Genomic DNA, 26,875 nt, shown 5'->3' with positions numbered 1-26,875 from the left:
GCGGGGGCCGCCGGGGTGGCAAGTCACCGGGGGGGGCCGGCGGGGGCCGGCCAACCGCAGGTGTCCCAGGAGGATCATGAGATTGCCGGCCAGCGGCCGGCACTACCAATGATGGACTGGCCTGCAACGGTATAATCGGGGCCTCTTCATTGCTGTGGCCGCCCCCTTGAACGACACGCCCGAACCCGTCGTCTCCGAGCTGATCGACCTGCTCACCCTGGAGCGGCTGGAGGACAACCTGTTCCGCGGGCAGAGCCGCGACATCGGCACCAAGTACGTGTTCGGCGGCCAGGTGCTGGGCCAGGCGCTGGCTGCGGCGCAGGCCACGGTCGACAACGGGCGCCACGTGCACTCGCTGCACGCCTACTTCCTGCGCGCCGGCAACATCGACCACCCCATCGTCTACGACGTGGACCGTACCCGCGACGGCGGCAGTTTCTCGGTGCGCCGGGTTACCGCAATCCAGCACGGCAAGGTGATCTTCTTCTGTGCTGCCTCGTTCCAGCAGGCCGAGACCGGCGCCGAGCACCAGCACAAGATGCCCGAAGTGCCGCAGCCGGAAGACATCGAACCGAACCGTCCGCTGCCGGCCGAAGTGCTGGAGCGGCTGCCGATCAAGGTGCAGCGCTGGCTGTCACGCGGCGGCCCGTTCGAGTTCCGCCACGTCTACCCGCGCGATGAACTCAATCCGCCCAAGCGCCCCCCGTACCACCAGGTGTGGCTGCGCCTGAGCGAGCCGGTCGGCGATGCCCCGGAGCTGCACCAGGCGCTGCTGGCCTACGCCTCCGACTTCCACCTGCTGGGCACGGCGACGTTCCCGCATGGCATCAGCTACTACCACCCGCACGTGCAGATGGCCTCGCTCGACCACGCGATCTGGTTCCACCGCCCGTTCCGTGCCGACGACTGGCTGCTGTACTCGCTGGACAGCCCCAGCGCGCAGGATTCGCGCGGCCTGGCCCGCGGCCAGTTCTTCACCCGCAATGGCGTGCTGGTGGCCAGCACCGCGCAGGAAGGCCTGATCCGCGTCGTTCCCGACCAGGCAGCAGCGGCCGCCGTGCCGGCCAAGGATTGATCCGATGCGCCAGATCTTCAGCAGCCAGCGCGTGGAAACCGTCGAAGGCGTCGCCGAGCTCCTGCGCGAGCATGGCATCGACGTCAAGGTGACCAATGGGCGCTCGTACAAGACCCGTCGCCGCGGCCAGTTCAGCTATACCGACCTGGGCAACGCCAACGCCTACCCAGCGGTGTGGATCGTGCGCGCCGACGACCAGCCGCGCGCGCGTGAAATCCTGCGCGAGGCGCGGCTGCTCGACACCACCCGCCGCGACCATCCGACCGCCGAATTCGCCTTCCGCGACACCGCAGAGACGACCGGCGGCGGCCGTGGCTGGGCCTGGCGCATCCGCATCGCCCTGCTGGTGGTGATCGCCGGCGTGGCGCTGGTGATCGGCCTGCGCCATCGCGGCGCCCCGGCGCCGGTCGCACCGGCCCCTGCCCCGCAGACCCAGCCGCAGCAGGCGCAACCGGCTCCGCAGGCCGCACCGGAAGTGGAAGAAATCCGGGTTCGCATCCAGCCCTCGAAGTGACGCACGGGTAGTGCCGGCCGCTGGCCGGCACTACCGTGCAGAAGGCCGGTCACATTCGGCGCGCGGCTCCGTCTTGGGACACAATCCCAGCAGGAGAGCCGCCGCCATGACGACGTTCGCCGCATCGATCGACCAGACCCTGGAACGCGAACTGCCTGCCGCCGCCAGCGGTTGCCAGCACGCCTATGGCCGCATCGTGCTGGCCTGCCAGAACACGGTTACCGCCATCGCACTGGCCATCACCCGCGATCGTCAGGCCAGCGAGGACATCGCCCAGGAGGCCTTCGTGAAGGGCTGGCAGCAGCTGCACCAGCTGCGCAGTTCGACCAGCTTCCTGCCCTGGCTGCGGCAGATCACCCGCAACCTGGCCCGCGACTGGCTGCGCGCACAGCGCGGCCGGCCTCTGACCGGCGAGGCCGCCGAGGTGGCGATGGGCATGGCGGCCGACCCGGCCCCGGGCGCGGCCGACCGACTGCAACGGGTGGAAGAAGAGATCGCCGCCGAGGACATCATTTCCGCGTTGCCGGCCGACAGCCGCGAAGTGCTGCTGCTGTACTACCGCGAAGGCCAGCGCTCGCAGCAGGTGGCTGACCTGCTCGGGCTCAGTGACGCCGCCGTGCGCAAGCGCCTGTCGCGTGCCCGCGCCCTGGTGCGCGACGGCCTGCTGCAACGCTTCGGCGAGTTCGCGCGCAGCAGCGCACCCAGTGCCGCGTTCGCTACGGCGGTGGTTTCGATGGTACTGGTGGCTGCGCCCGGCACGGCCAGTGCTGCGGTGCTGCTCGGCACCGGTGTCGGCATCGGCGGCAGCAAGCTTGGCCTCGGCGGTGCCAGCGCTGCGGGCGGCACCGCGATGGGCTCGCTGACTGCCACGCTGGGCCAGCTGCACGTGCTGCCGGCCGAAAGCTGGGGGGCGGTGATCGGCGGTGTGGTCGGTGGAGCGATCGGCAGCTATCTGGGCGGACGCTTCCTGATGTCGTACACCGAAACGGCATCCGAGCGCGCCGACGTGCGCCGCTTCCTCTACCTCAACATCATCACCGGCATGTTCTGGTGCCTGGCGATCCTGCTGGCTGTGATGCTGCAGGCGCCGGTCTGGACGCAGCTGACGGTGCTGGCGGTAGGCCTGGGCGTGGTCAACTACCAGTGCCTGGTGCCGCTGCAGCGGGTGATGGCACCGATGATCGCGCGCGATTCGGCCCGCCGCGGACGCACCGGCATCAACTGGAAGTTCGAATCGATGTACGGCCGCACCGGCATCATCGCGATGAACCTGATGGTCATCGCGCTGGTGGTGTACTCACTGATGCGCAGCGGCCGCCTGTAACGGACAACGCCGGCAGTGCGCCGGCGTTGTCGTCATTCACTGCGTTGAACCTCAGCGCTGCGGCTTCGGCGCCTCGCCATCGCGCGGACCGCCGTGGCGCGGGCCACCGTGCATCGGGCCCTTGGCCGCATCGAACTCGGCCTTGCTCAGCTGGCCATCCTTGTTGGTGTCAGCGGCAGCGAACCAGGCGTCACGGCGCTGCTTCATGCGCAGCTCGCGGTCGGCCTTGTCCAGGTAGCCATCCTTGTTGAGATCGAGCTGGTCGAAGCGCGCGGCCAGGCGCGGATCGGCCTTGGCTTCCTCGCGGCTGATGCGGCCGTCCTTGTTGACGTCCAGTTTGGCCCAGCGCTCACCGCCGTGGCCACCACGGCGACCATGCTGCCAGCGCGGCAGCTCATCGCGCGAGAGCTTGCCGTCCTTGTTCTTGTCCAGCTCGTCGAACTTCGCGGCCAGGCGCGGGTTGGCAGCGGCTTCGCTGCGGTCGATGACGCCGTCGCCGTTGGTGTCCAGCTTGGCCGGGCGCTGCGCCGGCGTGGTCGGGGTGTCGGCGGCCAGCGCGATACCGGAAGCGGAAGTGCCGAGCAGCAGGGCCAGCAGCAGGGGGGTACGGATCATGAGGTCACTCCTGGGGATGGGAACAGCGTCGGGGTGATCACTTCACCCTCGGGGGACAACAACGCCCGGGCGCGACGTCGGTTGACGCCTCTGCCAGTTCCATTCATCCGGCGGACAGTCGCCACCACTGCGACAGGCTGGGGCTATGCTGTGCCTATGGCGATACATGGCGACAGAGACGACGAACTGCGACTTTTCCAGACCGGCGAGCACCCCTGCGGGTACTGGTCGGACCGGGTGGCGCGCGACCTGGTGCTGGACCCGCACGATCGCCGCCTTGGCGGCCTGTACCCGCTGGCACTGAGCTGGGGCTTCCGCCGCAGTGGCGACCTGGTCTACCGGCCGCATTGCGCGCACTGCCAGGCCTGCGTGGCAGTGCGCATCCCGGTGGCGCGCTTCGCCCCGGATCGCAGCCAACGCCGCTGTGCCGCCCGCAATGACGACCTGGAGGTGCGGATCACCGCCGCCACCGCCCGCGACGACCTGTTCGCGCTGTACCACCGCTACCTCACCCACCGCCATGCCAACGGCGGCATGGATGACCACGGCCCGCACGAGTTCGAGCAGTTCCTGATCGGCAGCTGGTCGCACACCCGCTTCATGGAGATGCGCCTGCCCGGCCACGACGGCCAGCCCAGCCAGCTGCTGGGGGTGGCGGTGACCGACGTCACCGAACACGGCCTGTCGGCGGTCTACACTTTCTTCGACCCGGACCACGCCGCGCGCGGGCTGGGTACCTTCGCGATCCTGCAGCAGATCGAGTGGGCCCGCCGCGAGGGCCTGCCGCACGTCTATCTGGGCTACTGGATCCGCGGCCACCAGAAGATGGACTACAAGCGCCGCTTCCATCCGCTGGAGGCCTACGATGGCCGCCGCTGGCACGATTTCGACAACGATCTGGACGGGCGCTGACAAACCGCTGACACCGGGCCGGGTGCACAATACGGCCCATGAACGCCAAACCCCTGATCCTCGCCCTGGCCCTGCTCTGCGGCGCCACTGCCCCCGCCTTCGCCACGTCCCCCGCGATGACCGAAACGCCGTCCGCTGCGCTGCGCCTGGCCACCTACAACACCTCGCTGTACTCCGACGACGCCGGTGGCCTGATCAAGGAACTGGAAGGCGACAGCGAGCACGCGCGCAAGATCGCCGCGGTGCTGCAGCAGGTGCGCCCGGACCTGGTGCTGCTGAACGAATTCGACTTCGACGACGCCCATCGCGCCGCCGACCTGTTCCAGAAGCGCTACCTGGAAGTGGCCCAGCCCGGCGGCGGCAAGCCGCTGCACTTCGCCTACCGCTACCTGGCCCCGGTCAACACCGGCGTGCCCAGCGGCCTGGACCTGGACAACAACGGCGTGGTCGGCGGCGAAGGCCGCAGCCGCGGCAACGATGCCTGGGGCTACGGCCTGCACCCGGGCCAGTACGGCATGCTGGTGCTGTCGCGCTACCCGATCGATGAAGCCAAGGTGCGCAGCTTCCAGCTGCTGAAGTGGAGCGCGATGCCGGGCGCGATCCGTCCGGTCGACCCGCGCACCGGCAAGAGCTTCTACAACGACCATGTGTGGTCCCAGCTGCGGCTGTCGTCGAAGTCACATTGGGACGTGCCGGTGAAGACCCCGGCCGGCGTGGTCCACGCGCTGGTCTCGCACCCGACCCCGCCAGTGTTCGATGGCCCGGAAAAGCGCAACGCCGCGCGCAACCACGACGAACTGCGCCTGTGGCAGGAATACCTGTCCAAGGGAGACAAGCCGTGGCTGTGCGACGACAAGGGCCAGTGCGGCGGCCTGGCGCAGGACGCGCGCTTCGTGATCCTCGGCGACCTCAACAACGACCCGGTCGACGGCGATGGCCGCCATGAGGCGATCGTCGAACTGATCGAGAACGCCCGCGTGCTGCGCTACCCCACCCCGCGCAGCGTCGGCGGCGAGCAGACCAGCCTGGCCTATGCGGCCAAGGGCATCGAGCGCAAGGGCGCACCGTTCCATGCCACCGGCGATTTCGGCCCGAAGTCCGGCACCATGCGCCTGGACTACGTGCTGCCCTCGACCGGTTTCGAATACGTGGGCAGCGGCATCTTCTGGCCGGCCAATGAAAGCCCCGAAGCGAAGATCGCCGACGGCAGCGACCACCACCTGGTGTGGGTGGACGTGAAGCCGTAACCGGTGTCGATGGGGTACCGACCAACGGTCGGTACCCACCGGAATGCAGCCACCGCGTTCCAAGGGCCCTGTAGAGGCGAGCCATGCTCGGCTGCTTCAACCAACCAGGCTCAGTAGCCCTGCCAGTCTATCTGCGCCCCTGCTCCAAGATAGCGATCCTGCCAAGCCTGTTCCCGGCCCAGGGAATCGATGAACGCTTCTTCAGAAAGTGGCTCATATCCAAGCTCGATTTCCATCTTGTTCTCTGGATCCAGATGAAACGTCAAACTCGTCCAGAGTGCATGGTGCCATTGCGCAAAGAGCTGATGCATCTCCAGAAGCGCTGCTTCCGCAACATCTGGAAGCTCTAGATAGCCGTATGAACCTGACGGCTTGCGGTAGAACACCCAACCCGACCAGGCATTCTTGATGATCTCGAAGTTCAACCAGATCCCGCATTGGTCGGTAGGTACGGCATCAATCAGTGATTGGCCAATTCGGTGATACAAGGCTGGTAGCGCTGATGTAAGCCGCTCGTCCAAGCCTTCTCCTGAGGTGTCTTTGGCATTCATCCGTCAGAAGATAAAGCACGTAGGATTCTGACGCTCAACCAGATGTCGCTTTCAACTCGCTTGTCTGGCGTGAACTCCAAGTGGTCTTGTAGCAGGCCCTCTGCCGGCTCGCCCCAGCCACCAACAGCAATCCATTAACCCATTGCTCATAGTTGAAGGTACGGGCCATTCGACGGGCTGAAAGCGTCACCTGGTAAAGCAGCCGAGCATGGCTCAGCGCTTCAGGAGATCGGTACCGACCAACGGTCGGTACCCACCGGAATGCGGTAGGCGACGACCGTTGGTCGTCGCTGCTTTTTCAGGGGCGCAGTTCGACGCCGATCGCTTCGGCGGCATCACGCGCGATGGCGCGCGCTTCGTCGATGGTTTCCGCGCGCGCCAGGGTCACGCCGACGCGGCGGTGGCCATGCACGCTCGGCTTGCCGAACAGGCGCACGGCGGTGTCCGGCACCTGCAGGGCGGCGGCGACGTTGTTGAAGTACGGCACGCCCTCGCCATGCGCCAGCAGCGCGCACGAGGCCGACGGGCCGCTCTGGCGGATCACCGGGATCGGCAGGCCGAGGATGGCGCGCGCGTGCAGCGCGAACTCGCTCAGTTCCTGCGAAACAAGCGTCACCAGGCCGGTGTCGTGCGGGCGCGGCGACACTTCGCTGAACCACACCTCGTCGCCCTTCACGAACAGCTCGACACCGAACAGGCCCCAGCCACCGAGGTCATCGGTGATCGCACGCGAGATCTCTTCGGCACGCGCCAGCGCCTTGCTCGACATCGGCTGCGGCTGCCAGCTTTCTCGGTAATCACCGTCCTTCTGCAGATGGCCGATCGGCGCGCAGAACGAGGTGCCACCGGCATGGCGCACGGTGAGCAGGGTGATCTCGTAATCGAAATCAATGAAGCCTTCGACGATGCAGCGACCGGCTCCGGCGCGGCCACCGGTCTGCGCGTACTCCCAGGCCGGGGCGATGTCCGCCTCGCTGCGCAGGGTGCTCTGGCCCTTGCCCGAGGACGACATCACCGGCTTGACCACGCACGGCAGCCCAATGGCAGCCACGGCGGCGCGGTACTCGGCTTCGGTATCGACGAAGCGGTACGGCGAGGTCGGCAGGCCCAGGGTCTCGGCGGCCAGGCGGCGGATGCCTTCGCGGTCCATGGTCAGGCGTGCGGCACGCGCGGTCGGGATCACCCGCAGGCCCTGCTCCTGTTCCAGCTGGACCAGGGTCTCGGTATGGATGGCCTCGATCTCCGGTACCACCAGGTGCGGCTGCTCCTGGGCGATCAGGGCACGCAGCGCCATCGCATCGAGCATGTCGATCACGTGCGAGCGGTGCGCGACCTGCATGGCCGGGGCATCGGCATAGCGGTCGGCGGCGATCACTTCCACGCCCAGCCGCTGCAGCTCGATGGCCACCTCCTTGCCGAGTTCGCCCGAGCCGAGCAGCAGCACGCGGGTGGCGGAGGGGGACAACGGAGTTCCAAGCTTGGCCATGGCGGTTCCAGCAGCGATGTGAAGGCGGGTGGGCATTCTAGCTGGCCGGGCACCCCGGCCATGGCATCCGACGAACGGTAGTCGACAAGTGATATCACTTTGATATCTTCATTCCGAACCCTCAAGGACGTACCGCCATGAAAGAGAAGTCGCTGTCTTCGCTCAACGGCCTCGGCACGCTGGCCGGCGCCCTGCTTGTCGCCCTCGCCGGCGGCGCCCTGTTCGTACTGGGCGCAGCAGCCAAGGCCAGCACCGGTTCCCCCAACCTGCTGCTGATGGTGGCCGGCATCCTGGTGGCGGCGCTGGCGATCTTCGCCCTGGCCGGCCTGTACACCGTCCAGCCCAACCAGGCGGCGGTGCTGAGCCTGTTCGGCAAATACGTGGGCACCGTGAAGGACAACGGCCTGCGCTGGAACAACCCCTTCTATGCCAAGCGCCGGGTCAGCCAGCGCGTGCGCAACTTCGAGAGCGGCAAGCTGAAGGTCAACGAGCTGGACGGCAGCCCGATCGAGATCGCCGCGGTCATCGTCTGGCAGGTGGTCGATGCCTCCGAGGCGGTCTACAACGTGGACGACTACGAGAGCTTCGTGCACATCCAGTCCGAATCGGCACTGCGCGCGATGGCCACCAGCTACCCCTACGACCAGCATGAGGATGGCCAGCTGGCACTGCGCAGTCATGCCAGCGAGATTTCCCAGCACCTGAAGAACGAACTGGCCGAGCGCCTGGCCGACGCCGGCGTGCAGGTCATCGACGCACGCATCAGCCACCTCGCCTACGCCGCCGAAATCGCCCAGGCGATGCTGCAGCGGCAGCAGGCCAACGCGGTGATCGCCGCACGCACGCGCATCGTTGCCGGTGCGGTCGGCATGGTCGAGATGGCCCTGGCCGAACTGCAGAAGAACGGCGTGGTGCAGCTGGACGAGGAACGCAAGGCGCACATGGTCAGCAACCTGCTGACCGTGCTGTGCTCGGACCGCGGCACCCAGCCGATCGTCAATGCAGGCTCGCTGTATTGAGCCACACTCGCAACGGGGCGCCCCACCGCCCCGCCAGGAGCCCCCATGAGTGAGAAGAAAGCCTACCCGCTGCGCATCAACGCCGACGTCCTGGCTGCGGCGCAGCGCTGGGCTGATGACGAACTGCGCAGCCTCAACGCGCAGATCGAGTACGTGCTGCGCGACGCCCTGCGCAAGGCAGGACGCCTGCCGAAACCAACGCCATCGTCGGAGGAAAAGGAATGAGCAAGCGCTGGAGCTACCAGACGATCGAGGTCAAGACCTCCATGATGGGCGTACTCAAGGCCGAGGATGTCCAGGCTGAGCTGAGCCGGCAGGGCCAGCTGGGCTGGGAGCTGGTCAACATCATCATCCCGGCGCCGATGCGCCCGGCGATGCTGGTGTTCAAGAAGGAGGCCTGAACCATGGGCGGCAGTGACCCGAAACCCTTTGACGTGGCCGAGAGTTCGCCGCTGCGCGTGCTGTGGATCGTGCTGCCGCTGCTGGCTGCCTTCGTGGCCTGCCTGTATGCGCAGCTGTACAAGGCACCGGCGAACGCACCCTGGATCGAAGTAACGCTGTCGCCGCCCTGGTTCCGGATGGGCGGCAGTGCGGCATGGAGCCTGATCGTCATCGCTGTACTCGCTGTCGGGCTGGGGGCCGCATTCTTCCGCCGCCGGGTGGAGCTGGCCGGCAACGTGCTGGACGTGCGCTCGACGATGTACCGGCGGCGCGTGCCGGTGGCGCAGCTGCGGCTGGACCAGGCCGAGGTGGTCGACCTGCAGCGTGACCGCCGCTATGGCATCCGTGTCAAAACCAATGGCTATTCAATGCCGGGCTTCTACTCGGGCCACTTCCGCCTGCAGGGAGGCGGCAAGGGCTTCGCGCTGGTCACCGACCGTGCGCGTGTCCTCGCCCTGCCGGTCAGTGATGGCAGCACGCTGCTGCTCAGCGTGGACCGGCCGCAGGCGCTGCTCGATGCGCTGCGCAAGGTGGCCGCGTCGGCACCACGGCAGTAAGCTGAGGCGATGCAACGACGCCCGCCCCTGCTGATCAATACCGAGGCCATCGAGCTGTGGCCCGCCCACCTGTTGCGCGCACGCAGCAACCCGGATGCACGCCTGCTGTCGCAGGCGCAGTGGGTGCTGCGGCGCAAGCGTGATGGCCGCTATCTGGCGGCGGTACTGCCGCACGGCGTGCATTCGATGGTGCCTCGCCTGCCGCGCGAGCCCGGGGTCGAGGATGCACTGGCGCTGCTGGACACCGCGGCTGCACGGCCCTTCGGCGCCGGACTGGAAGATCAGTGGCTGCCGCTGACGGGGCTACAGCAGCGCCTGCAGCAGCTTGGCCTGGATGCACAGCGCTATGCCGACCACAGCGGCCTGCCGCTGGAACCCGAACCCTGCCTGCTGCACTTCGCCGGCCGTGATCGCTTCGCCCGCCCGCTATGGCTGCGCCGTGGCGCCGCGCAGGGCTGGCGACGGATGCGACTGCATGCGGCACAGGATGGCATTGCGCTGGACGCCATCTCCGGCTTCCGCAGCCATGCCTACCAGTTGGGCATCTTCGAACGAAAGCTGGCGCGCGGCCTGAGCGTGGCGGAGATCCTGAAGGTCAATGCCGCACCGGGTTTCAGTGAACACCACAGCGGCCATGCGCTGGACATCGGTACACCGGGCGACGCCCCGGCTGAAGAATCGTTCGAAGCCACCGACGCGTTTGCGTGGCTGCAGGCGAATGCCGGTAGGCATGGCTTCCAGCTGAGCTACCCGCGCGACAACCCGCATGGGATCGTCTACGAACCTTGGCACTGGTGCTGGAGACCGGCCAACGGCTGAGCCCCTCGTGGCGAAAGCCTGAAGCAGTCAATGCATGGCCGCGGGCGGGATGAACTTGCGGGGGCCGCCGTGAATCCGTCCGTGGAGGCTTGGGCGCCGCATCCATGCGGCTTACACCCCCGCAAGCCCACCCCGCCCGCGTCCTGGAATTATTCCGCGTGCGTCCGCCACGGAATGGAACAAGAGAACAAAGGCAAACGCGGGTCGCTTCGCTCGAAGCCCCTGTAACGGATCAGCGCGCAGCTGTTGGGTCCGCCTTCAAGCGAGCCGAGCACCGCAGGTCCGACGAGGGCGAAGAGGTGCGGGTGTCTGAGCGCAGCGAGTTCCCGCACCGTCCCTCGACGGGCCGAGGAGCACAGGGGACCGGTGCGCAGCACCGGCTCGCGGCCGGCGGCGCGTTTCTTTTGGTTACTTTTCTTTTCGCGCGAAAAGAAAAGTAACGCCCATGAACCCTTAGGATCGCATCGGCATGGATCGAAGCGACAGCCCTGCGACCGTCACCGCCTCAACGCATTGATCGCCAGCAGCACCCATCCAGCCATCATGCTGGTGCCACCGATCGGTGCCATCCGCGTCGGCCACTGCCACAACGCACCACCCACCAGGCTGCCGGAAAACAGCAGCACGCCCAGCAGCAGCACGTACAACGCCAGGTGCGCGATCGCGCCCTGCGCGCGCGGCCCGAGCGCCACCAGTACCGCGCCATGCGCGAACGCATAGAGCGCCGCCATGTTCAGATGCTGCTGCGCCAGCGGGTCGGCCACACCGTGCGAGGCATAGGCCGACAGGCCGATAGAGGCGGCGGCCAGCAGCGCCCCCAGGCAGGCCAGCAGTGATGGCTTACGTGCGCGACGTTCGAGATTGAACATGTGGGCTCCTTGCGCAGCGCCCTTGCCGGGCGCCAGATGAAAAAAAACGCGCCGCAATGAGCGGCGCGTTTTCGTGTCCAACACTACATGGGTCAGCCGAGGCTTACTTGACGGCCCAGTAGATGTCGTAGGTCGCTTCCGGGGTGAACGACTTGTCCAGACCGTCCTTCCAGGTTTCGTACGGGCGATCGACCACTTCCGAACCGTTGGTCACAGCCCAGGCACGCAGGCCGTTGCGGGCCACGTCCAGACCCGCCATGTGGCCGGTGTAGGCGGCATGCGCCGAACGGTGCGGGGCCACGTGCACGTACTTGACCGGAGCGCCGCCGTCGATCTTGACGGTCAACTCTTCAGCGGTGGCACCTTCAGCACCCTTCTTCTTCACCGGCTGGGCGATGTCGAAGGCGTACTTCTCCTGACCGAAATCGGTGGTGATGATGCGGAACGGACCGGCGGCTTCAAGGCCGTTGGCCTCCATCACGCGCTTGATCCACTCCTGGTTGTCCTTGATGGACTTGGTGATCGTGTCCTGACCGCGGTCCACGTTACCGGCGTTGACGACCAGCAGGTCTTCAGCCGGCACATTGACGATGGCCAGATCGGTCAGCGGGGCTTCCGGGGTGCGGTAGTCCACGTTCGGGACGCTGGCCAGCATGTTGGCCATACGCGACAGACCCATCTTGATGTCGTCGCCGATCTGGCGGCTGACATACAGGCCGGCATAACGGCCGAACAGGTCGAAGCCGTACTTCACCGAGTAGTCCTGGGTGATCTTGACGTTGCGGCCACCCTTGCCGGTCGGCTCCAGCGTGAAGGTGGTGATCTTGTCGTGACCCTTGGTGGCGTCATCGATGGCGATCGCAACACGCTTGTTCTCTTCGGCTTCGGTGATCTTCCAGGAACCGGTGCCCAGGTCCTTGGAGGTGAAGTCGAGGGTGGCACCGACGCCGGAGGCCGGGCCGGACAGCTTCAGTTCAACGGCGGGATCGCGCAGTACCAGCGGGTTCCAGTCCTTGAAGCGGCGCAGGCTGCTGACCGTGTCGTACACGATCGTCATCTTGCGGTTGGTCTCGATGCTTTCGGTGATGTGACGCTCGCCCGGCAGACATACGCCAATGATGACGAACAGGCCAGCCACGATCCCCAAGGCGATCAGGAACTCGATAATACGGGTCATTCAGAGAGTCTCCGGGGCCGATCCCACGGCCGGGTTGATTGAAGCGAAGCGCCAATCCTAGCAGGCTTCGCGGGCATTGTTTATCGGGATTGGCGCACCGGTTTCCCTGCCGGCTGCGTATTTGTATGGACAAAGAATTCGAAGGGTACCGCATACCGATACCCGTGAAGTAGGGGGCAACCCCACCCGAGGGCCATGACTGGACCTCAAGTCATTGTCCTGAAAAGGTTTTCCTCAGACCAGCTGGAGTTCGAACGCCTTCAGTACGGCGCGCGTACGGTCGCGCACGCCCAGCTTGGACAGGATGTTGGACACGTGGTTTTTGATGGTGCCTTCGGCCACACCCAGCGAGTTGGCGATCTCCTTGTTGGAGAAGCCACTGGCCATCAGGCGCAGGATCTCGGTCTCGCGGTCGGTCAACGGGTCCGGGCGGTCCAGGCTGACGAACTCGTTGCGCATGTGCTCCAGGCCGGACAGCAGGCGCTGGGTCACGGCCGGCTGCACCAGCGAACCGCCGTCGGCCACGGTGCGGATGGCACCGACCAGCTGCGCCAGGGTCACGTCCTTGAGCAGGTAGCCCTTGGCTCCGGCCTTGAGCCCGGCCAGCACCAGCTGGTCGTCGTCGAAGGTGGTGAGGATGATGGTCGGTGGCAGCTGCTCCTGGCGCGACAGCACCTGCAGCGCCTCCAGCCCGGACATCACCGGCATGCGCATGTCCATCAGCACCACGTCCGGGCGCACCTGCGGTATCAGTTCGACCGCCTGCCGGCCATCGCCGGCCTCGGCCACCACCTCGATACCGTCGTCGAGCGCCAGCAGGGAGCGGATTCCCTGCCGCACCAGGGTTTGGTCGTCGACCAGGCAGACGCGAATCATCAACGCACTCCTTCAGGAACCTTGGTAAGGGCGGCCACCAGCACCGTTGCCGGCACCGTCGCCCGCAGCCGGAAGCCTTCACCGGGACGGGTTTCGACCTGCAGCTGGCCACCACATTGTTGCAGGCGCTCGCGCATGCCGCGCAAGCCATTGCCCACATTGACCATATCCGCGCCGACGCCGTCGTCGCGGGCCTCCACCACCACCCGGTCGGGGGCTTCACGGTACACCTTGATCCACAGGTGGCGGGCGCCGGCATGGCGCACCGCGTTGGTGATGATCTCCTGGGTACAGCGCAGCAGCACGTGGGCCCGCTGCGGGTCCTCCACGTTCAGCGGATCCTCGATCTCCAGCTGGATGTCCAGCGAGGGCACGTTCTCGGTCAGCGGGCGCAGCGCCGCCGCCAGATCGATGGCGCCGGTCTCGCGCAGCTGGCTGACCACCTCACGCACATTGCCCAGCAGCAGCTTGGCCAAGGCATGCGAGCGCTTCACATGGTCCAGCGCCTGGCCCTCGGCCAGGTGACCGGCCACTTCGAGGTTCAGGGTCAGTGCGGTCAGCTGATGCCCCAGAAGATCGTGCAGCTCACGCGAAATGCGGGTTCGCTCGTTGACGCGAGCGCTTTCGGCCAGCAGGGCACGAGTGGCACGCAGCTCCGAATTGAGCCTGCGCTGCTCGTCGCGGGCCTGGGTCTGCTGTCTCGCGACAAGGCTGGTCACGAAGATGAACATGGAAAAGCCGCCATACAGCAGCGATTGCATCACGGCTTCGAACAGCGGGAAGTTCAGCAGTATGTAATAGACCGGGGCCACCGCCAGCTGGCTGACCAGCAGCCACAGCACGCACAGACGCGCCGACAGCATCCACGGAATGACGCCGGCAGCCACCATCATCAGGATGCTGCCCAGGCCCGAACCACTGAGGAAACTGACGCCCAGCGCCGAAACCGTCAGCAGCAGCAGCAGGCCGCGGTCCAGCCAGGTGGTGTGACTGTCGCTGTCACTGCGCAGGAGGCGGGTCAGCCAGTAGTACGCGGCGCCGAAGGACAGGTAGGCGACGAACAACAGGATCGCCCAGCTGCCCATATCGCTGCGGCTGTGCAGGTTCTCGAATTGCGAGTACGCCAGTGGCAGGCCGACCATGACCCAGGTAAACAGGCCGGCCAGACGGAGGACGCGGGTATGGCTGAGGACTCCCAACATGCCAGCACTCTACGGGCCCGGCCCGCGTCGCGCACTCCCACGGAAGTCATGCATCCGAGGTCCCCTGTTCATGCCGCAGCCCACCCCGGGCATGCAATAATCGTGCGCAGGGTCCAATTTGACGGACCAACCGCGTTACCCCACGGAGTCACAATGTCGATTGTCATCCGCGACGTGCGCGAGCACGAGCTCGATTCCGTCCTGGCTTTGAACAACAATGCTGGCCTGGCCATCCTTCCCCTGGATGCGGCCCGCCTGCGCCTGTTCTATGAAACCGCTGAGTATTTCCGCGTCGCCGAGCGCGACGGCAACCTGGCCGGCTTCCTGATCGGCTTCGGCAGCGACAGCCAGCACGACAGCAGCAACTTCGCCTGGTTCAAGCAGCAGCTGGACACCCCGTTCTTCTATATCGACCGCATCGTGGTCGCCAGCCGCCGTCGTGGCGGTGGCGTCGGCCGTGCGTTCTATGCCGACGCGCAGAGCTTTGCCGAGCTGCGCTACCCGCAGATGACCTGCGAAGTCTTCCTCGACCATGGCGCCGATGCCGCCCTGCTCTTCCACGGCAGCTTCGGCTTCCGCGAGCTGGGCCAGAACACCATGCCGCAGGTCGACGTGCGCGCCAGCATGCTGGCCAAGGAACTGTGCAGCTACCCGTGGGTCCAGGAGACCTACGGCGGCAAGCTGCCGGATGTGGCATGGACACGTGCCCGGCATCTGCCGGCGCAGGCACAGCGGCCGACGGGGACCTGAGCGTGGCGGTGAATTTCGATTACGAACAGGCCGGTGAACTGAAGATCGGCCAGGTGGGCATCGCCAACCTGCGCATCCGTACCCTTGATGTCGAACGCCTCGTGCAGGAAATGCGCGAACGCGTCACCCGTGCGCCGAAACTGTTCGGCCGCGCCGCGGTGATCCTCGACTTCGGCGGCCTGAGCCAGGTGCCGGACGTGGCCACCGCGCAGGCGCTGGTCGATGGCCTGCGCAGTGCCGGCGTGCTGCCGGTGGCGCTGGCCTATGGCACCAGCGCGGTCGACCTGCTCTCGCAGCAGCTCGGGCTGCCACTGCTGGCCAAGTTCCGCGCCCAGTACGAGCGTGCCGAGGCCGAGCCGGCCCCGCCGCCGCCGCCCGCGCCGGAACCGCGTCGCGCAGCCCGTGCCGAACCGAAGCCGGCACCGGCCACGCCGGTGGCCAAGGTTGCCGACGCCGCCGCACCGCAGCCGGGCCGCATGCAGCTGGGCAACGTGCGTTCGGGCCAGCAGCTGTACGCTGAAAACTGCGACCTGACCGTGATGGCCACCGTCGGCGCCGGCGCCGAGGTCATCGCCGATGGCAGCATCCACATCTACGGCACCCTGCGCGGCCGCGCGCTGGCAGGGGCACAGGGCAACACCGCGGCACGCATCTTCTGCCGTGATTTCCATGCGGAACTGGTCGCCATTGCAGGCCACTACAAGGTACTGGACGATGTCCCGGACTCCCTGCGCGGCAAGGCCGTGCAGGTGTGGCTGGAACAGGACCAGATCAAGATCGCTGCGCTGGACTGACGCAGCACCCAAACAGAATCATCAGGAGAAGTCCTTTGGCTGAAATCATCGTAGTCACCTCCGGCAAGGGCGGCGTCGGCAAGACCACTTCCAGCGCGAGCCTGGCCTGCGGCCTGGCACGGCGCGGCAAGAAGGTGGCGGTGATCGACTTCGACGTCGGCCTGCGCAACCTCGACCTGATCATGGGCTGCGAACGCCGCGTGGTGTACGACTTCGTCAACGTCGTGCACGGCGAAGCGACCCTCAAGCAGGCCCTGATCAAGGACAAGCGCTTCGAGAACCTGTACGTGCTGGCCGCCTCGCAGACCCGCGACAAGGACGCACTGACCCAGGAAGGCGTGGGCAAGGTCCTGAAGGACCTGGCCGCCGACGGCTTCGACTACATCATCTGCGACTCCCCGGCCGGCATCGAGAAGGGCGCCTTCCTGGCGATGTACTTCGCCGACCGTGCCGTGGTGGTGGTGAACCCGGAAGTGTCGTCGGTGCGCGACTCGGACCGCATCATCGGCCTGCTCGACTCGAAGACCCACAAGGCCGAGTCCGGCCAGGACGTGCCGGCCTTCCTGCTGCTGACCCGCTACACCCCGCTGCGCGTGGAAAGCGGCGAGATGCTCAGCATCGCCGACGTCGAGGAAGTGCTCGGCCTGAAGGCGATCGGCGTGATCCCCGAGTCGGGTGACGTGCTCAACGCCTCCAACAAGGGCGAGCCGGTCATCCTGGATGTCGAGTCCGCAGCCGGCCAGGCCTACGACGACGCCGTCGCGCGCATCCTCGGCGAAGAACGCCCGATGCGCTTCACCAACGTCGAGAAGAAGGGCTTCTTCAGCAAGCTGTTCGGAGGGTAAGCATGGGCCTGTTTGATTTCCTCAAAGCGAAGAAGACCACCGCCGAAACCGCCAAGAACCGCCTGCAGATCATCATCGCGCAGGAGCGCAGCAACCGCGGCGGCCCCGATTACCTGCCGCTGCTGCAGCGCGAGCTGCTGGAAGTGATCAAGAAGTACGTGAACATCGACGTCGATGCAGTGAAGGTCGACCTGGTGAAGGATGGCCAGCACGATGTGCTGGACATCTCCGTGGCGCTGCCTGAAGGCCCGGACAAACCCTGAAGCTCTGCCCCGCCCGTGCCTGCACGGGCGGGGCTGCCTGACCCGCATGACCGATACAACAACCGCCGTGGACATCACCTGCGTGGGCGACATCGCCTTCGCTGATGCGCAGTGCCTGCTCGCCGCGCATGGCCTGCAGCTGCACCACGTCGCGGCCGGTGAACCGATTCCCGGCAGCTACTGGGGCGAGCCCGAGGCCGGCATCATCGCCAGCAACGTGTACGTGCGCGATGACACGCCCGTGCACTCGATGCTGCACGAAGCCTGCCATCTGATCGTGCTGCCGCCGGAGCGGCGTGCGCAGGTGCATACCGACGCCACCGACTCGGTGGCCGAGGAAGATGCCACCTGCTACCTGCAGATCGTGCTGGCCGGGCAGCTGCCTGGCGTTGGCAGTGCGCGGTTGATGGCCGACATGGATGCCTGGGGGTATACGTATCGGCTGGGGTCGACACAGGCGTGGTTCGAGCAGGATGCCGAAGACGCGAAGGCGTGGTTGATCGAACGCGGATTGCCGGTGGCGTAACGCATCGGTAATGCCGGCCGTTGGCCGGCAACCTCATGAACCCGTGCAGCATTACCTGGTTGCCGGCCAGCGGCCGGCACTACCCCATCAGCCCTGCCCTGCCAGCGCGCGCAGGGTAATGCCGACGATGTAGGCCAGGTAGGTGCCGGTGGCGTAGCCCATCGTGCCCAGCAACACGCCCACCGGCGCCAGGGCCGGATGGAACGCTGCAGCCACCACCGGCGCCGAAGCCGGGCCACCGATGTTCGACTGCGAACCGATCGCGAAATAGAAGAACGGCACTTTCAGCAGCTTGCCCAGGCACCACAGCAGCGCGATGTGCACGGCAATCCAGATCAGGCCGAGCAGGAACAGCCACGGGCGGTCCAGCAGCGCCAGCAGATCCATCTGCATGCCGATGCAGGCAATCAGGAAGTACAGCAGCAGCGAACCCAGCCGCGAGGCGCCCGCACCTTCCAGCGTGCGTGCACGGGTGAAGCTCAGGCTCAGGCCCAGCGTGGTCGACAGCACCACCACCCACACGAACGGCGCATCCAGGCTGAACTGCGAGGCCCAGCTGACATTGGCCTTGAACCATGCCGCCAGCGGCGCACCGATCGCGTGTGACAGACCCACGCCGCCGAAGGCCACCGCCACGATCAGCATCAGGTCGGTGAGGCTGGGAATACGCTCGTGCTCGGCCTGGAAGCGCGCGATGCGCTCCTTCAGCTCATCGATGGCCGACGTGTCGGCACCGCTGCGCGCGTCGATCTTCGCTGCGCGCCCGGCCAGGAAGATCAGCGCGGCCATCCACACGTAACCGACACCGACATCGACCACCGCGAACTGGCCGAACGTGGTGGCGTTGACGTCGAACACTTCGCGCATCGCCAGCATGTTGGCACCGCCGCCGATCCAGCTGCCGGCCAGTGCGGCCATGCCGGCCCAGGTGTCACCGGCCACCGTTTCCGGATGCAGCGCGCGCATCACCAGGAAAGCCACCACCGCACCCAGCATGATGCTGGCGGACGCCCCCAGGTACATCAGCACCAGCTTCGGGCCGAGCCGCAGGATGCCTTTGATGTCCACCGCCAGGGTCAGCAGGATCAACGCTGCCGGCAGCAGGATGTCGCGTGCGATCGGGTTGTAGAGCTTGGTGTTCTGGCCGTCGATCAGGCCGACGGTGTTGTAGATGCCGGGAATCAGGTAGCACAGCAGCAGTGCCGGCACGAACGTGTAGAAGCGTTTCCACAGGCCCTGCTCGCGCGAGGCAGTCCAGAACACGGCGCCCAGGGTGGCGGCGATCAAACCGAAGACGACGATGTCGTTCTGGATCAGGGCGGTCGAGGGCATGCAGGCGCTCTGGGTAGAGCCGGCCGCTGGCCGGCTGCTGTTGGCGGCAGATCAGGAAGGTGTGCCGACCAACGGTCGGCACCCACCGGTACAGCAGATGGCGAAACAAAAGCGCCGCCCCGAAGGGCGGCGCTGCAGTCATCAGTTGCCGATGTGCTGCTTCAGCCAGGCATTGACGGTGTCATGCCACAGGATGCTGTTGTTCGGCTTCAGCACCCAGTGGTTTTCATCCGGGAAGTACAGGAACTTCGATTCGATGCCCTGGCGCTGGGCAGCAGTGAACGCGGCCAGGCCCTGCTCGACCGGAATACGGAAGTCCTGCTGGCCGTGGATGACCAGGATCGGCTTCTTCCAGTCCGCCACGTGGTTGACCGGGTTGAACTTCTCGTAGTTCGCCGCCTTCTGGTATGGCGTACCGCCCTGCTCCCACTCGGTGAACCACAGTTCTTCGGTGGCGTAGCCCATCATGCGCTGGTCGAACACGCCGTCATGGTTGACCAGGCACTTGAACGGGCCGTTCCAGTTGCCGGCGATCCAGTTGACCATGAAGCCGCCGTAGCTGGCGCCCAGCGCACAGGCCTTGTCACCGTTGAGGAAGGAATACTTCTTCAACGCCGCATCCCAGCCCTTCTGCAGGTCTTCCAGCGGGCGGTCGCCCCAGTGCTGGCTGATCGCATCGGTGAAGGCCTGGCCATAGCCGGTGGAGCCGTGGAAGTCGATCATCACCACGGCGTAGCCCTGGCCCGCATAGGTCTGCGGATTCCAGCGGTAGCTCCAGCCATTGCCGAAGCTGCCCTGCGGGCCACCGTGGATCAGGAACGCGACCGGGTACGACTTGCCTTCCTGGTAGTTGTGCGGCTTGACCACATAGCCGTGCACGGTGTCGTTGTTCCAGCCCTTGAACTCGAACTGTTCGTAGTCACCGAAGCTGACGTCCTTGAGCACGTCGCCAGCGGCCGGGGTCAGCGCGCGCAGCTCGCCGATGGCTTCGCCGGCGGCCGGCAGCAGGCCGACCAGCACCTGGTCGTTGCTCTTCAGGCTGTTGCGGGTGATCGCCACGCTGGTGCCGGCCACGTCCACCGAGGTCACGCTGCCGTCGCCGATCAGCTTGGTGGCCTTGCCGCTGGCCACGTCGATCTGGAACAGCGGGTGCTCGCCGAGGTCATCGGCAGTGGTGTAGATGCTGCTGCCATCCGCGGACAGGGTGATGCCGCCCGCCGAGCGATCCCATTGCGGCGCGATCTCACGGCTCTTGCCGCTGGCCAGGTCCATCGCCATCAGGCCGAAACGGTCGGCCTCGAAGCCCGGGCGCTTCATCGCACGGTAGAACAGGGTCTTGCCGTCGGCACTGAACACCGGGCCGGCATCCCAGGCCGGATTGGAGGCGGTCAGGTTGACCGGCGCCTGCTTGCCCGCAGCGTCGAAGCGGTACAGGTCGAAGTTGGTCGACCACGGCTCCTGCTTGCCGGCCACGCGGATGCTGGCCACCACGCTGGCGCCATCCGGCGACCACGCGAAATCGTCATTGCCACCGAACGGCTTGGACGGTGCATCGCCGTCGATGGTCGCGCTCAGCGCCGAGGCGCCCTTGACCGCCCCGGCCTTGCCTGCCGGCAGCGGTGCCACGAACAGGGTGTTGCGGCGGCCGTCGTTCCAGGTATCCCAGTGGCGCACGAACAGCGAATCCCACACCTGGCCGCTGGCCTTGGCGTCCTTCTTTTCCTTCAGCTTCTTCTCGGTGCATGCCAGATCCGAGGCACAGGCCTGGAACACGCCGGCACTGAACAGCACGCGGTCGTCCTGCGGTGACACGTGGTAGCTGTCAACGTCCACCGGGAAGTCGGTCAGCTGGCGCGGGGTGCCGCCGTTGATCGGCTGCGCGTACAGCTGCTGGCTGCCGTTCCTGGCGCTGAGGAAGTAGACGGTCTGGCCATCGGCCGACAGCGACGCGGAATTGACGCTCCAGCCGGCCGGGGTGATCTGCTTCGGCGGTGCCGCATCGCGGGTGCGCAGGTTGCGCACGAACAGCGCGGTGGAGGCCTTCAGGTTGGCGTCCACGCTGCGCTTGGCGAACACCACAGTGCCACCGTCCGTGGTCAGTACCGGCGCGGAGACGCGGTCCATGGCCACCATATCGCGGACTTCCAGGCCACGGGCAGCGGCAACGCTGGGCAGGGCAGCCAGCAGGCTCAGTGGCAGCAGGGCATGACGCAGTTTCATCGGGGTCTCCGCAGGACGGCAAAAAACCGATGGTAGGCCCGTGCGGCCGGGGCTGCCAAGGCCATCGGTCATGGCTGCCCGCGGGGTTGGCCCCGCCGCCAGAAAAAGAAAACCGCGCCGTAGCGCGGTTTGCGGTAGTGGGGGGGGGGGGGGGGCGCCCCCCGGGGGCACCCCGGGTCCGGCGCTGCGGGCCCGGCGCGCGGCCCCCGCCGGGCCGCGCGCCCCCATCGCTGGTTCCCCCCCCGCCGCGGGCCGCCCCCCCCCCCCCCCCGCCACTACCCGTCCCTTACGCCTTGGTGTACTTGCCGGTGCGGTAAATCAGCCAGCCCACCAGGAACAGCACGGCCAGGCCGATCCACTGCGCGCCCGGCAGGTGGAACGGCACGGCCAGCACGTCGGCGCGGCTGCTGACCACGATCGGAATCGCGATGGCGATGCCCATCAGTGCCTCACCGGTGATCAGGCCCGCAGCGAACAGCACACCCGGCTTGTGCACGCGGTCGCGGCCTTCTTCGTCATCGGCGCGCACCTTGTGGAAGCGCTCGACCAGGTGGGCGATCAGGCCGCCGAGGAAGATCGGCACCATCAGCTCCAGCGGCAGGTAGATGCCGATGGCGGCGGCCAGCACCGGCACGCGGAAGCGTGCGTTGCGCGACTTCAGCCAGCTGTCGAAGGCGATGATGGCGGCACCGACCACGGCACCGATGCCGATGAAGGTCCACGGCAGTTCGCCACCGAACAGGCCCTTGGCCACCGAGGCCATCAGGTTGGCCTGCGGCGCAGCCAGCGCGTTCGGGTGCAGCTCGGACTTCACGCCGATGCCGTAGGCGGTGGCCAGCAGGTTCAGCACCGGGGCCATGATCAGCGCGCACGAGAACGCACCGATGCCCAGCATCAGCTGCTGCTTCCACGGGGTGGCACCCACGATGTAACCGGCCTTGAGGTCCTGCAGGTTGTCACCACCGACCGCCGCGGCGCAGCACACCACCGCGCCGATCATGATCGCCGCCACCGCGCCCAGCGGCGCACCGCCGGCACCGACCGGCTTGAGGCCATCGGCGCCCAGCAGCACCACCAGCACGGCCGAGGCGAACAGGATGGTGGAGATGGTGATGCCCGACACCGGGTTGTTGGACGAACCGATCAAGCCGGCCAGGTAGGCCGAGACCGACACGAACAGGAAGCCGGCAACGATCATGATGATGGTCATCGGGATCGACACGTGCCACTGGCCGACGATGGCCTGGTACAGGGCCAGCAGCGGCAGCACGAAGACCACCAGGGCCACCAGCATCCACTTCATCGGCAGGTCACGCTCGGTGTGCGCCAGCACCGGGCCACCGCTCTTGCGGGCGGCGGCAAAGCCGCTCTTGACGCCATTGAGCAGCGACTTGCGCAGCGAGATCAGGGTCCAGATGCCGCCGATCAGCATTGCGCCGACACCCAGGTAACGCATCTTCGCGCCCCAGATGGCGAACGCCGCCTCGGTGGAGGATGCCGTGGCGACCGACGCGGCCAGTGCCGGATCGGTGTTCATGAAGAACGCCTGGTAGATCGGGATGGCGATGTGCCAGGTCAGGATCGAGCCAGACACGACCACGATGCCGACGTTGAGGCCGACGATGTAGCCCACGCCCAGCAGAGCCGGCGACAGGTTGGTGCCGATGAAGGCGGTGACCTTGGAACTGCCGACATAGGCCGAGGTGGCCCAGGCATCGGGAATCAGGCGCATGCCGCTTTCCGCAGCCAGTTTGACGAAGGCACCGATGACTGCCGACAGGCCGAGGATCTTCAGGCCCGGGCCCGGGTTCTCACCGGCCTTGAGCACTTCGGCCGCAGCCTTGCCTTCCGGGAACGGAAGCGGGTCTTCAACGATCATCGAACGGCGCAGCGGCACCGAGAACAGCACGCCCAGCAGGCCACCGAGGCCGGCGATGCCCAGCACCCACCAGTACTTGAAGTCCGGCCAGTAGCCCATGATCACCAGCGCCGGGATGGTGAAGATCACACCGGCGGCGATCGACGAACCGGCCGAGGCGCCGGTCTGCACGATGTTGTTTTCAAGGATGGAGCCACCGCCCAGCAGGCGCAGCACGCCCATGGAAATCACCGCGGCGGGAATGGCGGTGGCGATGGTCAGGCCTGCGAACAGACCGAGGTAGGCGTTTGCGGCCGACAGCACCACCGCCAGCACGATGGCCAGGGCCACTGCGCGGAAGGTGAGCTGCTTGGGCGCAGCGTCGTGGTTCATGGAAGCCCCTGCTGGCAAAAAATCCCTGCCACGCTAGCGTTCAGGGCAGATCAAGTCCAGCGTGCCAAAGGATGGGGGCGTGTGCTGCAGCGCAATGGGCCAGTACGTGGACCGGCAATCGACCGACCCGGCAAAGTCCGGCTGGGCGCAGAGCAAATGATATGTTATATCTTAATGCTACCTTGCTGTTACTGCATCGCATGCCCCCTTCCCCCTCCTCTCGCCTGGCCTCCATCGACCAGCTGCGCGGCACCGTGATGCTGTTGATGTTGCTGGACCACGTGCGCGAGACCTTCTTCCTGCAGCATCAGGTAAGCGACCCGATGGACGCAGCGACGGTCTCCCCTGCGCTGTTCGCCTGCCGTCTGCTGGCGCATCTGTGCGCCCCGGTATTCGTGCTGCTCACTGGTCTGTCGGCCTGGCTGTACGGCCAGCGCCAGGCTGACCCGCGCCGCGCCACCGCCGCGTTCCTGCTCAAGCGCGGCCTGTTCCTGGTGGTGCTGGAACTGACCCTGGTGAACTTCGCCTGGACCTTCCAGTTGCCGCCGGACACGTTGTACCTGCAGGTGATCTGGGCCATCGGCCTGAGCATGATCGCGCTGGCCGGCCTGCTGTGGCTGCCACGCCCGGCCTTGCTGGTGCTGGCAGTTGCGCTGGTGGCCGGCCATAACCTGCTCGACGGCGTGCGCGTGGAAGGCAATGGCGCGCTGGCAGTACTGTGGAAGGTGCTGCACCAGCGCGACTGGATCGACGCGGGGGCGCTGCGCCTGCGCAGCTCCTATCCGGTGCTGCCGTGGATCGGGGTGATCGCGCTGGGTTACCTGATGGGACCGTGGTTCGCCCGCGAGCGCGCACCGGAGCAGCGGCAGCGCTGGCTGCTGTGCGCAGGCGTCGGCGCGCTGGCCCTGTTCGCCCTGCTGCGGTTCGCCAACCAGTACGGGGATGCACCGTGGCAGTACCAGACCAGCACGCTGCGCACCTGGATGAGCGTGTTCAACATCACCAAGTACCCGCCGTCGCTGCAGTTCCTGCTGTTGACCCTGGGCGTGGGATTGTTGCTGCTGCGCCTGTACGAATGGCCGCCACTGGCGCGTGCGCTGCGCCCGCTGGCCGATGTCGGCGCCGCGCCGATGTTCTTCTACCTGCTGCACCTGTATGTGCTGAAGGGGCTGTACCTGGCCGCGCTGGCGATCTGGGGGCCGACACACGGTGATCTGTACGCACTGGATTCTGTGGCCGGCCTGCTGCTGGTGGCCTGTGCGCTGGCGGTGGTGCTGTACCCGCCGACGCGGGCGTTCGCGCGGTTCAAGGCACGAAGGCGCGATCTGGCGTGGCTGCGGTACCTGTGATCGCCCAGGCCAGTCCGGCAATCCACGCATGGCGTGGCTCTACTGAAAGCGGATCGGGCCACAGGCCTATAATTCCGCGATGAATTCCACCGCTATCGCTTCCGACGACTTCCTGGGCCATCCCAAGGGCGTCTACGTCTGCTTCTTCACCGAAATGTGGGAGCGCTTCTCCTTCTATGGCATGAAGGCGTTGCTGCTGCTGTACCTGACCAAGTACCACCTGTTCGGCGACAAGGCCGGCCTGGACCTGCTCGGTGCCTATGGCGGCCTGGTGTACTGCATCCCGGTGTTCGGCGGCATGCTGGCCGACCGCTGGCTGGGCATGCGCCGGGCGGTGCTGTTCGGCGGCATCCTGCTGGTGCTCGGCCACCTCGGCATGGCCTTCGAAGGCCACGCCGCGTATCGGGTGAACGGCGAAGTGGTGCGCGACACCTCGGCACTGGCGGTGACCTACCTGTCGCTGGCGCTGATCATCATGGGCGTCGGCTTCCTCAAGCCGAACATCTCCACCATCGTCGGCAAGCTGTACGCCAAGGACGATCCGCGCCGTGATTCGGGCTTCTCGCTGTTCTACGCCGGCATCAACCTGGGCGCGCTGTTCTCCTCGCTGGTGTGCGGTTTCCTCGGCGAGGCCTATGGCTGGAAGTACGGTTTCGGTGCAGCCGGTATCGGCATGCTGGCCGGCCTGGCGATGTTCCTGTGGGGCCAGAAGTACCTGCAGGGCCACGCCGAGCCGCCGCAACCCGCTGCGCTGAAGCAGAAGGTGCTGGGCCTGCCGCGCGAATGGCTCATCTATCTGTGCGCGGTGCTCGGTGTGCTGCCGGTAGCGTGGCTGATGTGGGCGGCCGGCAACGGCGCGTTCGCGCTGGGCGGTGAAATCAGCCTGGCGCTGATGCTGATGCTGGTGGTGCTGGGTGGCGTGCTGGTCTGGTTTGCCTGGTTCACCGGCAGCAAGTGCACGCCGGTGCAGCGCCAGCAGATGATCGCGCTGATGGTGCTGATCTTCATGGCGCTGGTGTTCTTCACGATGTACGAGCAGTCGTACGGCTCGTGGGTGACCTTCACCGACCGCCTGCTGACCAAGGACATCGTGCCCTCGCTGGTGATCACCGGCGGTACCCCGTTGCCGTGGTCGATCATCTCGCTGCTGCTGGCACCGCTGGGCTTCGTGGTCAGCGCGCGCCTGTCCGAGCGGCGCCCGGGTTCGGCCGCGCCGCGCACGTTCTTCGCCGCCATCGTCGTTCTGATGCTGGTGCTGCTGGTGCGCGACTGCCTGGTGATTCCGCAGACCGCCGGCTCGCTGACCTACCTCGGCGGCCTGTTCCTGGTGCTGCTGGCGCCGGCCTTCGCCGCACTGTGGACCTGGATGGACCGCCGCGGCTGGGAGCCGGGCAAGCCGGTGAAGTCGGCCTGGGGCCTGGTGATCGGCGCGCTCTCGTTCGTGCCGCTGGCGCTGGCCGCGCAACAGGTTGGCGCCACTGGCGAGATGGCCAGCGTGTGGTGGCTGGTGCTGGCCTACTTCCTGCTGGCCAGCGGTGAGATGTGCCTGTCGCCGGTCGGCCTGTCGGCGGTGACCCAGTTGGCCGTGCCGCGGGTGATGAGCCTGATGATGGGCACCTGGTTCCTGGCCACCGCGTTCTCGGAAACACTGGCCGCGCTGTTCGGCAAGCTGGCCGCGATCGAAGTGCCCGAAGGCGAATCGCTGGACATGGTGGCCGCGGCCGGTGCCTATGCGCACCTGTTCTGGCTGCTGATGTGGATCGGCCTGGGCTGTGCGCTGGCCGCCTTCATCGCCGCGCCGCTGCTGAAGAAGATGATGCACGGGGTCAAGTAAGCCCGATGCAGGCGAACTCCGGGGGCG

The 26,875-nt window shown here is 66.7% G+C and carries 27 protein-coding genes; 17 read left to right on the top strand and 10 right to left on the bottom strand.

Annotated features, from left to right (window positions below; translation table 11 throughout):
- The first annotated feature begins 166 nt into the window (after positions 1 to 166).
- The 3 genes from tesB (at position 167) to V3B25_RS16470 (ending at position 2,913) form a co-directional block, all read left to right on the top strand.
- Positions 167 to 1,075: an acyl-CoA thioesterase II gene (tesB, locus tag V3B25_RS16480; RefSeq protein WP_008265305.1), complete on the top strand. Its 909-nt coding sequence runs from the start codon at positions 167 to 169 to the stop codon at positions 1,073 to 1,075.
- A 4-nt stretch (positions 1,076 to 1,079) separates the two neighbouring features.
- On the top strand, positions 1,080 to 1,589 hold the full coding sequence (locus V3B25_RS16475; protein WP_329811011.1) for a pathogenicity-like protein: 510 nt from the start codon (positions 1,080 to 1,082) through the stop codon (positions 1,587 to 1,589).
- A gap of 106 nt (positions 1,590 to 1,695) precedes the next feature.
- Positions 1,696 to 2,913 carry a sigma-70 family RNA polymerase sigma factor gene (locus tag V3B25_RS16470; protein ID WP_182267434.1) on the top strand — a complete coding sequence of 406 codons (1,218 nt, stop codon included), beginning with the start codon at positions 1,696 to 1,698 and terminating at the stop codon, positions 2,911 to 2,913.
- A 51-nt stretch (positions 2,914 to 2,964) separates the two neighbouring features.
- On the opposite strand, the gene V3B25_RS16465 is transcribed toward V3B25_RS16470, so the two are convergent.
- Positions 2,965 to 3,528, bottom strand: coding sequence for an EF-hand domain-containing protein (locus V3B25_RS16465; RefSeq protein WP_049461453.1), 564 nt, complete (start codon positions 3,526 to 3,528; stop codon positions 2,965 to 2,967).
- Between the two features lie 156 nt (positions 3,529 to 3,684).
- Between V3B25_RS16465 and V3B25_RS16460 the strand changes: the two genes are divergently transcribed.
- Together V3B25_RS16460 and V3B25_RS16455 are read left to right on the top strand one after the other, a co-directional pair.
- Positions 3,685 to 4,440, top strand: a complete 756-nt coding sequence (locus tag V3B25_RS16460) for an arginyltransferase (RefSeq protein ID WP_049447050.1) — start codon at positions 3,685 to 3,687, stop codon at positions 4,438 to 4,440.
- Positions 4,441 to 4,478: 38 nt separating this feature from the next.
- Positions 4,479 to 5,687 (top strand): endonuclease/exonuclease/phosphatase family protein, encoded by a 1,209-nt coding sequence (locus V3B25_RS16455; protein WP_329811010.1) that lies wholly within the window; start codon positions 4,479 to 4,481, stop codon positions 5,685 to 5,687.
- Positions 5,688 to 5,797: 110 nt separating this feature from the next.
- Here the strand turns inward: V3B25_RS16455 and V3B25_RS16450 are convergent, their stop codons facing one another.
- Together V3B25_RS16450 and purT are read right to left on the bottom strand one after the other, a co-directional pair.
- The gene (locus tag V3B25_RS16450) at positions 5,798 to 6,208 is read right to left on the bottom strand and encodes an immunity protein YezG family protein (RefSeq protein WP_049424335.1); all 411 of its coding nucleotides are present in this window, start codon (positions 6,206 to 6,208) and stop codon (positions 5,798 to 5,800) included.
- Positions 6,209 to 6,536: 328 nt separating this feature from the next.
- Positions 6,537 to 7,724, bottom strand: a complete 1,188-nt coding sequence (purT, locus tag V3B25_RS16445; RefSeq protein ID WP_201118404.1) for a formate-dependent phosphoribosylglycinamide formyltransferase — start codon at positions 7,722 to 7,724, stop codon at positions 6,537 to 6,539.
- A gap of 137 nt (positions 7,725 to 7,861) precedes the next feature.
- Between purT and V3B25_RS16440 the strand changes: the two genes are divergently transcribed.
- Genes V3B25_RS16440 through V3B25_RS16420 form a run of 5 tightly spaced genes read left to right on the top strand, consistent with a single transcriptional unit; the run spans position 7,862 to position 10,560 of the window.
- Positions 7,862 to 8,743, top strand: a complete 882-nt coding sequence (locus V3B25_RS16440; protein WP_107433609.1) for an SPFH domain-containing protein — start codon at positions 7,862 to 7,864, stop codon at positions 8,741 to 8,743.
- Between the two features lie 45 nt (positions 8,744 to 8,788).
- The gene (locus tag V3B25_RS16435; protein WP_049461502.1) at positions 8,789 to 8,968 is read left to right on the top strand and encodes a hypothetical protein; all 180 of its coding nucleotides are present in this window, start codon (positions 8,789 to 8,791) and stop codon (positions 8,966 to 8,968) included.
- Positions 8,965 to 9,144 carry a DUF4177 domain-containing protein gene (locus V3B25_RS16430; protein ID WP_032127598.1) on the top strand — a complete coding sequence of 60 codons (180 nt, stop codon included), beginning with the start codon at positions 8,965 to 8,967 and terminating at the stop codon, positions 9,142 to 9,144. Before V3B25_RS16435 ends, V3B25_RS16430 begins: the two co-directional genes overlap by 4 nt.
- Before the next feature lie 3 nt (positions 9,145 to 9,147).
- A complete protein-coding gene (locus tag V3B25_RS16425) occupies positions 9,148 to 9,741 on the top strand; it encodes a PH domain-containing protein (protein ID WP_032127599.1) in 594 nt (197 codons plus the stop codon).
- 9 nt (positions 9,742 to 9,750) lie between these two features.
- Positions 9,751 to 10,560, top strand: coding sequence for a M15 family metallopeptidase (locus V3B25_RS16420; RefSeq protein WP_329811009.1), 810 nt, complete (start codon positions 9,751 to 9,753; stop codon positions 10,558 to 10,560).
- Positions 10,561 to 11,057: 497 nt separating this feature from the next.
- On the opposite strand, the gene V3B25_RS16415 is transcribed toward V3B25_RS16420, so the two are convergent.
- The 4 genes from V3B25_RS16415 to V3B25_RS16400 form a co-directional block, all read right to left on the bottom strand.
- Positions 11,058 to 11,429 (bottom strand): DUF423 domain-containing protein, encoded by a 372-nt coding sequence (locus tag V3B25_RS16415; RefSeq protein ID WP_019659313.1) that lies wholly within the window; start codon positions 11,427 to 11,429, stop codon positions 11,058 to 11,060.
- A 103-nt stretch (positions 11,430 to 11,532) separates the two neighbouring features.
- Entirely contained in the window at positions 11,533 to 12,606 is a 1,074-nt protein-coding gene (locus V3B25_RS16410) for an SRPBCC family protein (protein ID WP_032127602.1), read from the bottom strand.
- A gap of 234 nt (positions 12,607 to 12,840) precedes the next feature.
- On the bottom strand, positions 12,841 to 13,482 hold the full coding sequence (locus V3B25_RS16405; RefSeq protein WP_006424175.1) for a response regulator transcription factor: 642 nt from the start codon (positions 13,480 to 13,482) through the stop codon (positions 12,841 to 12,843).
- Positions 13,482 to 14,684 carry a sensor histidine kinase gene (locus tag V3B25_RS16400; protein ID WP_049461775.1) on the bottom strand — a complete coding sequence of 401 codons (1,203 nt, stop codon included), beginning with the start codon at positions 14,682 to 14,684 and terminating at the stop codon, positions 13,482 to 13,484. The genes V3B25_RS16405 and V3B25_RS16400 overlap by 1 nt, the downstream gene beginning before the upstream one ends.
- A 153-nt stretch (positions 14,685 to 14,837) precedes the next feature.
- Here V3B25_RS16400 and V3B25_RS16395 point away from each other — a divergent pair, with 153 nt between their 5' ends.
- From V3B25_RS16395 to V3B25_RS16375, 5 genes are read left to right on the top strand one after another with little or no spacing between them, the layout of a single operon-like run.
- The gene (locus tag V3B25_RS16395; RefSeq protein WP_032127604.1) at positions 14,838 to 15,434 is read left to right on the top strand and encodes a GNAT family N-acetyltransferase; all 597 of its coding nucleotides are present in this window, start codon (positions 14,838 to 14,840) and stop codon (positions 15,432 to 15,434) included.
- Entirely contained in the window at positions 15,380 to 16,228 is an 849-nt protein-coding gene (gene minC / locus V3B25_RS16390; protein ID WP_050509775.1) for a septum site-determining protein MinC, read from the top strand. The genes V3B25_RS16395 and minC overlap by 55 nt, the downstream gene beginning before the upstream one ends.
- A gap of 35 nt (positions 16,229 to 16,263) precedes the next feature.
- Positions 16,264 to 17,073 carry a septum site-determining protein MinD gene (gene minD, locus V3B25_RS16385; protein ID WP_010483375.1) on the top strand — a complete coding sequence of 270 codons (810 nt, stop codon included), beginning with the start codon at positions 16,264 to 16,266 and terminating at the stop codon, positions 17,071 to 17,073.
- Between the two features lie 2 nt (positions 17,074 to 17,075).
- A complete protein-coding gene (gene minE, locus V3B25_RS16380) occupies positions 17,076 to 17,336 on the top strand; it encodes a cell division topological specificity factor MinE (RefSeq protein WP_004148073.1) in 261 nt (86 codons plus the stop codon).
- Between the two features lie 46 nt (positions 17,337 to 17,382).
- Positions 17,383 to 17,862, top strand: coding sequence for a hypothetical protein (locus tag V3B25_RS16375; protein WP_049422782.1), 480 nt, complete (start codon positions 17,383 to 17,385; stop codon positions 17,860 to 17,862).
- A gap of 87 nt (positions 17,863 to 17,949) precedes the next feature.
- Here the strand turns inward: V3B25_RS16375 and V3B25_RS16370 are convergent, their stop codons facing one another.
- The 3 genes from V3B25_RS16370 to V3B25_RS16360 form a co-directional block, all read right to left on the bottom strand.
- On the bottom strand, positions 17,950 to 19,194 hold the full coding sequence (locus V3B25_RS16370) for a DUF819 family protein (protein ID WP_125893773.1): 1,245 nt from the start codon (positions 19,192 to 19,194) through the stop codon (positions 17,950 to 17,952).
- 141 nt (positions 19,195 to 19,335) lie between these two features.
- A complete protein-coding gene (locus V3B25_RS16365) occupies positions 19,336 to 21,414 on the bottom strand; it encodes a S9 family peptidase (RefSeq protein WP_329811008.1) in 2,079 nt (692 codons plus the stop codon).
- Between the two features lie 286 nt (positions 21,415 to 21,700).
- A complete protein-coding gene (locus V3B25_RS16360; protein ID WP_032127608.1) occupies positions 21,701 to 23,665 on the bottom strand; it encodes an oligopeptide transporter, OPT family in 1,965 nt (654 codons plus the stop codon).
- A 200-nt stretch (positions 23,666 to 23,865) separates the two neighbouring features.
- Between V3B25_RS16360 and V3B25_RS16355 the strand changes: the two genes are divergently transcribed.
- Entirely contained in the window at positions 23,866 to 25,014 is a 1,149-nt protein-coding gene (locus tag V3B25_RS16355) for a heparan-alpha-glucosaminide N-acetyltransferase domain-containing protein (protein WP_201118399.1), read from the top strand.
- A gap of 79 nt (positions 25,015 to 25,093) precedes the next feature.
- On the top strand, positions 25,094 to 26,848 hold the full coding sequence (locus V3B25_RS16350) for an oligopeptide:H+ symporter (RefSeq protein ID WP_019336990.1): 1,755 nt from the start codon (positions 25,094 to 25,096) through the stop codon (positions 26,846 to 26,848).
- Positions 26,849 to 26,875: the final 27 nt, after the last annotated feature.

Origin of the sequence: Stenotrophomonas sp. SMYL8 (genome assembly GCF_036320065.1) — a bacterium.
In the GTDB taxonomy this organism is placed as follows: domain Bacteria; phylum Pseudomonadota; class Gammaproteobacteria; order Xanthomonadales; family Xanthomonadaceae; genus Stenotrophomonas; species Stenotrophomonas maltophilia_A.
This window is presented reverse-complemented; position numbering and strand designations above follow the sequence as displayed.

What these genes read in the sequence shown, in the direction of transcription:
- V3B25_RS16420 (WP_329811009.1), top strand. Translation starts at nt 9,751, where the DNA reads ATGCAACGACGCCCGCCCCTGCTGATCAATACCGAGGCCATCGAGCTG.
- V3B25_RS16415 (WP_019659313.1), bottom strand. Translation starts at nt 11,429, where the DNA reads ATGTTCAATCTCGAACGTCGCGCACGTAAGCCATCACTGCTGGCCTGC.
- V3B25_RS16405 (WP_006424175.1), bottom strand. Translation starts at nt 13,482, where the DNA reads ATGATTCGCGTCTGCCTGGTCGACGACCAAACCCTGGTGCGGCAGGGA.
- V3B25_RS16400 (WP_049461775.1), bottom strand. Translation starts at nt 14,684, where the DNA reads ATGTTGGGAGTCCTCAGCCATACCCGCGTCCTCCGTCTGGCCGGCCTG.
- V3B25_RS16435 (WP_049461502.1), top strand. Translation starts at nt 8,789, where the DNA reads ATGAGTGAGAAGAAAGCCTACCCGCTGCGCATCAACGCCGACGTCCTG.
- V3B25_RS16470 (WP_182267434.1), top strand. Translation starts at nt 1,696, where the DNA reads ATGACGACGTTCGCCGCATCGATCGACCAGACCCTGGAACGCGAACTG.
- V3B25_RS16355 (WP_201118399.1), top strand. Translation starts at nt 23,866, where the DNA reads ATGCCCCCTTCCCCCTCCTCTCGCCTGGCCTCCATCGACCAGCTGCGC.
- V3B25_RS16475 (WP_329811011.1), top strand. Translation starts at nt 1,080, where the DNA reads ATGCGCCAGATCTTCAGCAGCCAGCGCGTGGAAACCGTCGAAGGCGTC.
- V3B25_RS16370 (WP_125893773.1), bottom strand. Translation starts at nt 19,194, where the DNA reads ATGCCCTCGACCGCCCTGATCCAGAACGACATCGTCGTCTTCGGTTTG.
- V3B25_RS16410 (WP_032127602.1), bottom strand. Translation starts at nt 12,606, where the DNA reads ATGACCCGTATTATCGAGTTCCTGATCGCCTTGGGGATCGTGGCTGGC.
- V3B25_RS16425 (WP_032127599.1), top strand. Translation starts at nt 9,148, where the DNA reads ATGGGCGGCAGTGACCCGAAACCCTTTGACGTGGCCGAGAGTTCGCCG.
- minE (WP_004148073.1), top strand. Translation starts at nt 17,076, where the DNA reads ATGGGCCTGTTTGATTTCCTCAAAGCGAAGAAGACCACCGCCGAAACC.
- V3B25_RS16395 (WP_032127604.1), top strand. Translation starts at nt 14,838, where the DNA reads ATGTCGATTGTCATCCGCGACGTGCGCGAGCACGAGCTCGATTCCGTC.
- minC (WP_050509775.1), top strand. Translation starts at nt 15,380, where the DNA reads ATGGACACGTGCCCGGCATCTGCCGGCGCAGGCACAGCGGCCGACGGG.
- V3B25_RS16360 (WP_032127608.1), bottom strand. Translation starts at nt 23,665, where the DNA reads ATGAACCACGACGCTGCGCCCAAGCAGCTCACCTTCCGCGCAGTGGCC.
- V3B25_RS16465 (WP_049461453.1), bottom strand. Translation starts at nt 3,528, where the DNA reads ATGATCCGTACCCCCCTGCTGCTGGCCCTGCTGCTCGGCACTTCCGCT.
- purT (WP_201118404.1), bottom strand. Translation starts at nt 7,724, where the DNA reads ATGGCCAAGCTTGGAACTCCGTTGTCCCCCTCCGCCACCCGCGTGCTG.
- V3B25_RS16460 (WP_049447050.1), top strand. Translation starts at nt 3,685, where the DNA reads ATGGCGATACATGGCGACAGAGACGACGAACTGCGACTTTTCCAGACC.
- V3B25_RS16365 (WP_329811008.1), bottom strand. Translation starts at nt 21,414, where the DNA reads ATGAAACTGCGTCATGCCCTGCTGCCACTGAGCCTGCTGGCTGCCCTG.
- V3B25_RS16455 (WP_329811010.1), top strand. Translation starts at nt 4,479, where the DNA reads ATGAACGCCAAACCCCTGATCCTCGCCCTGGCCCTGCTCTGCGGCGCC.
- V3B25_RS16350 (WP_019336990.1), top strand. Translation starts at nt 25,094, where the DNA reads ATGAATTCCACCGCTATCGCTTCCGACGACTTCCTGGGCCATCCCAAG.
- V3B25_RS16375 (WP_049422782.1), top strand. Translation starts at nt 17,383, where the DNA reads ATGACCGATACAACAACCGCCGTGGACATCACCTGCGTGGGCGACATC.
- V3B25_RS16440 (WP_107433609.1), top strand. Translation starts at nt 7,862, where the DNA reads ATGAAAGAGAAGTCGCTGTCTTCGCTCAACGGCCTCGGCACGCTGGCC.
- V3B25_RS16430 (WP_032127598.1), top strand. Translation starts at nt 8,965, where the DNA reads ATGAGCAAGCGCTGGAGCTACCAGACGATCGAGGTCAAGACCTCCATG.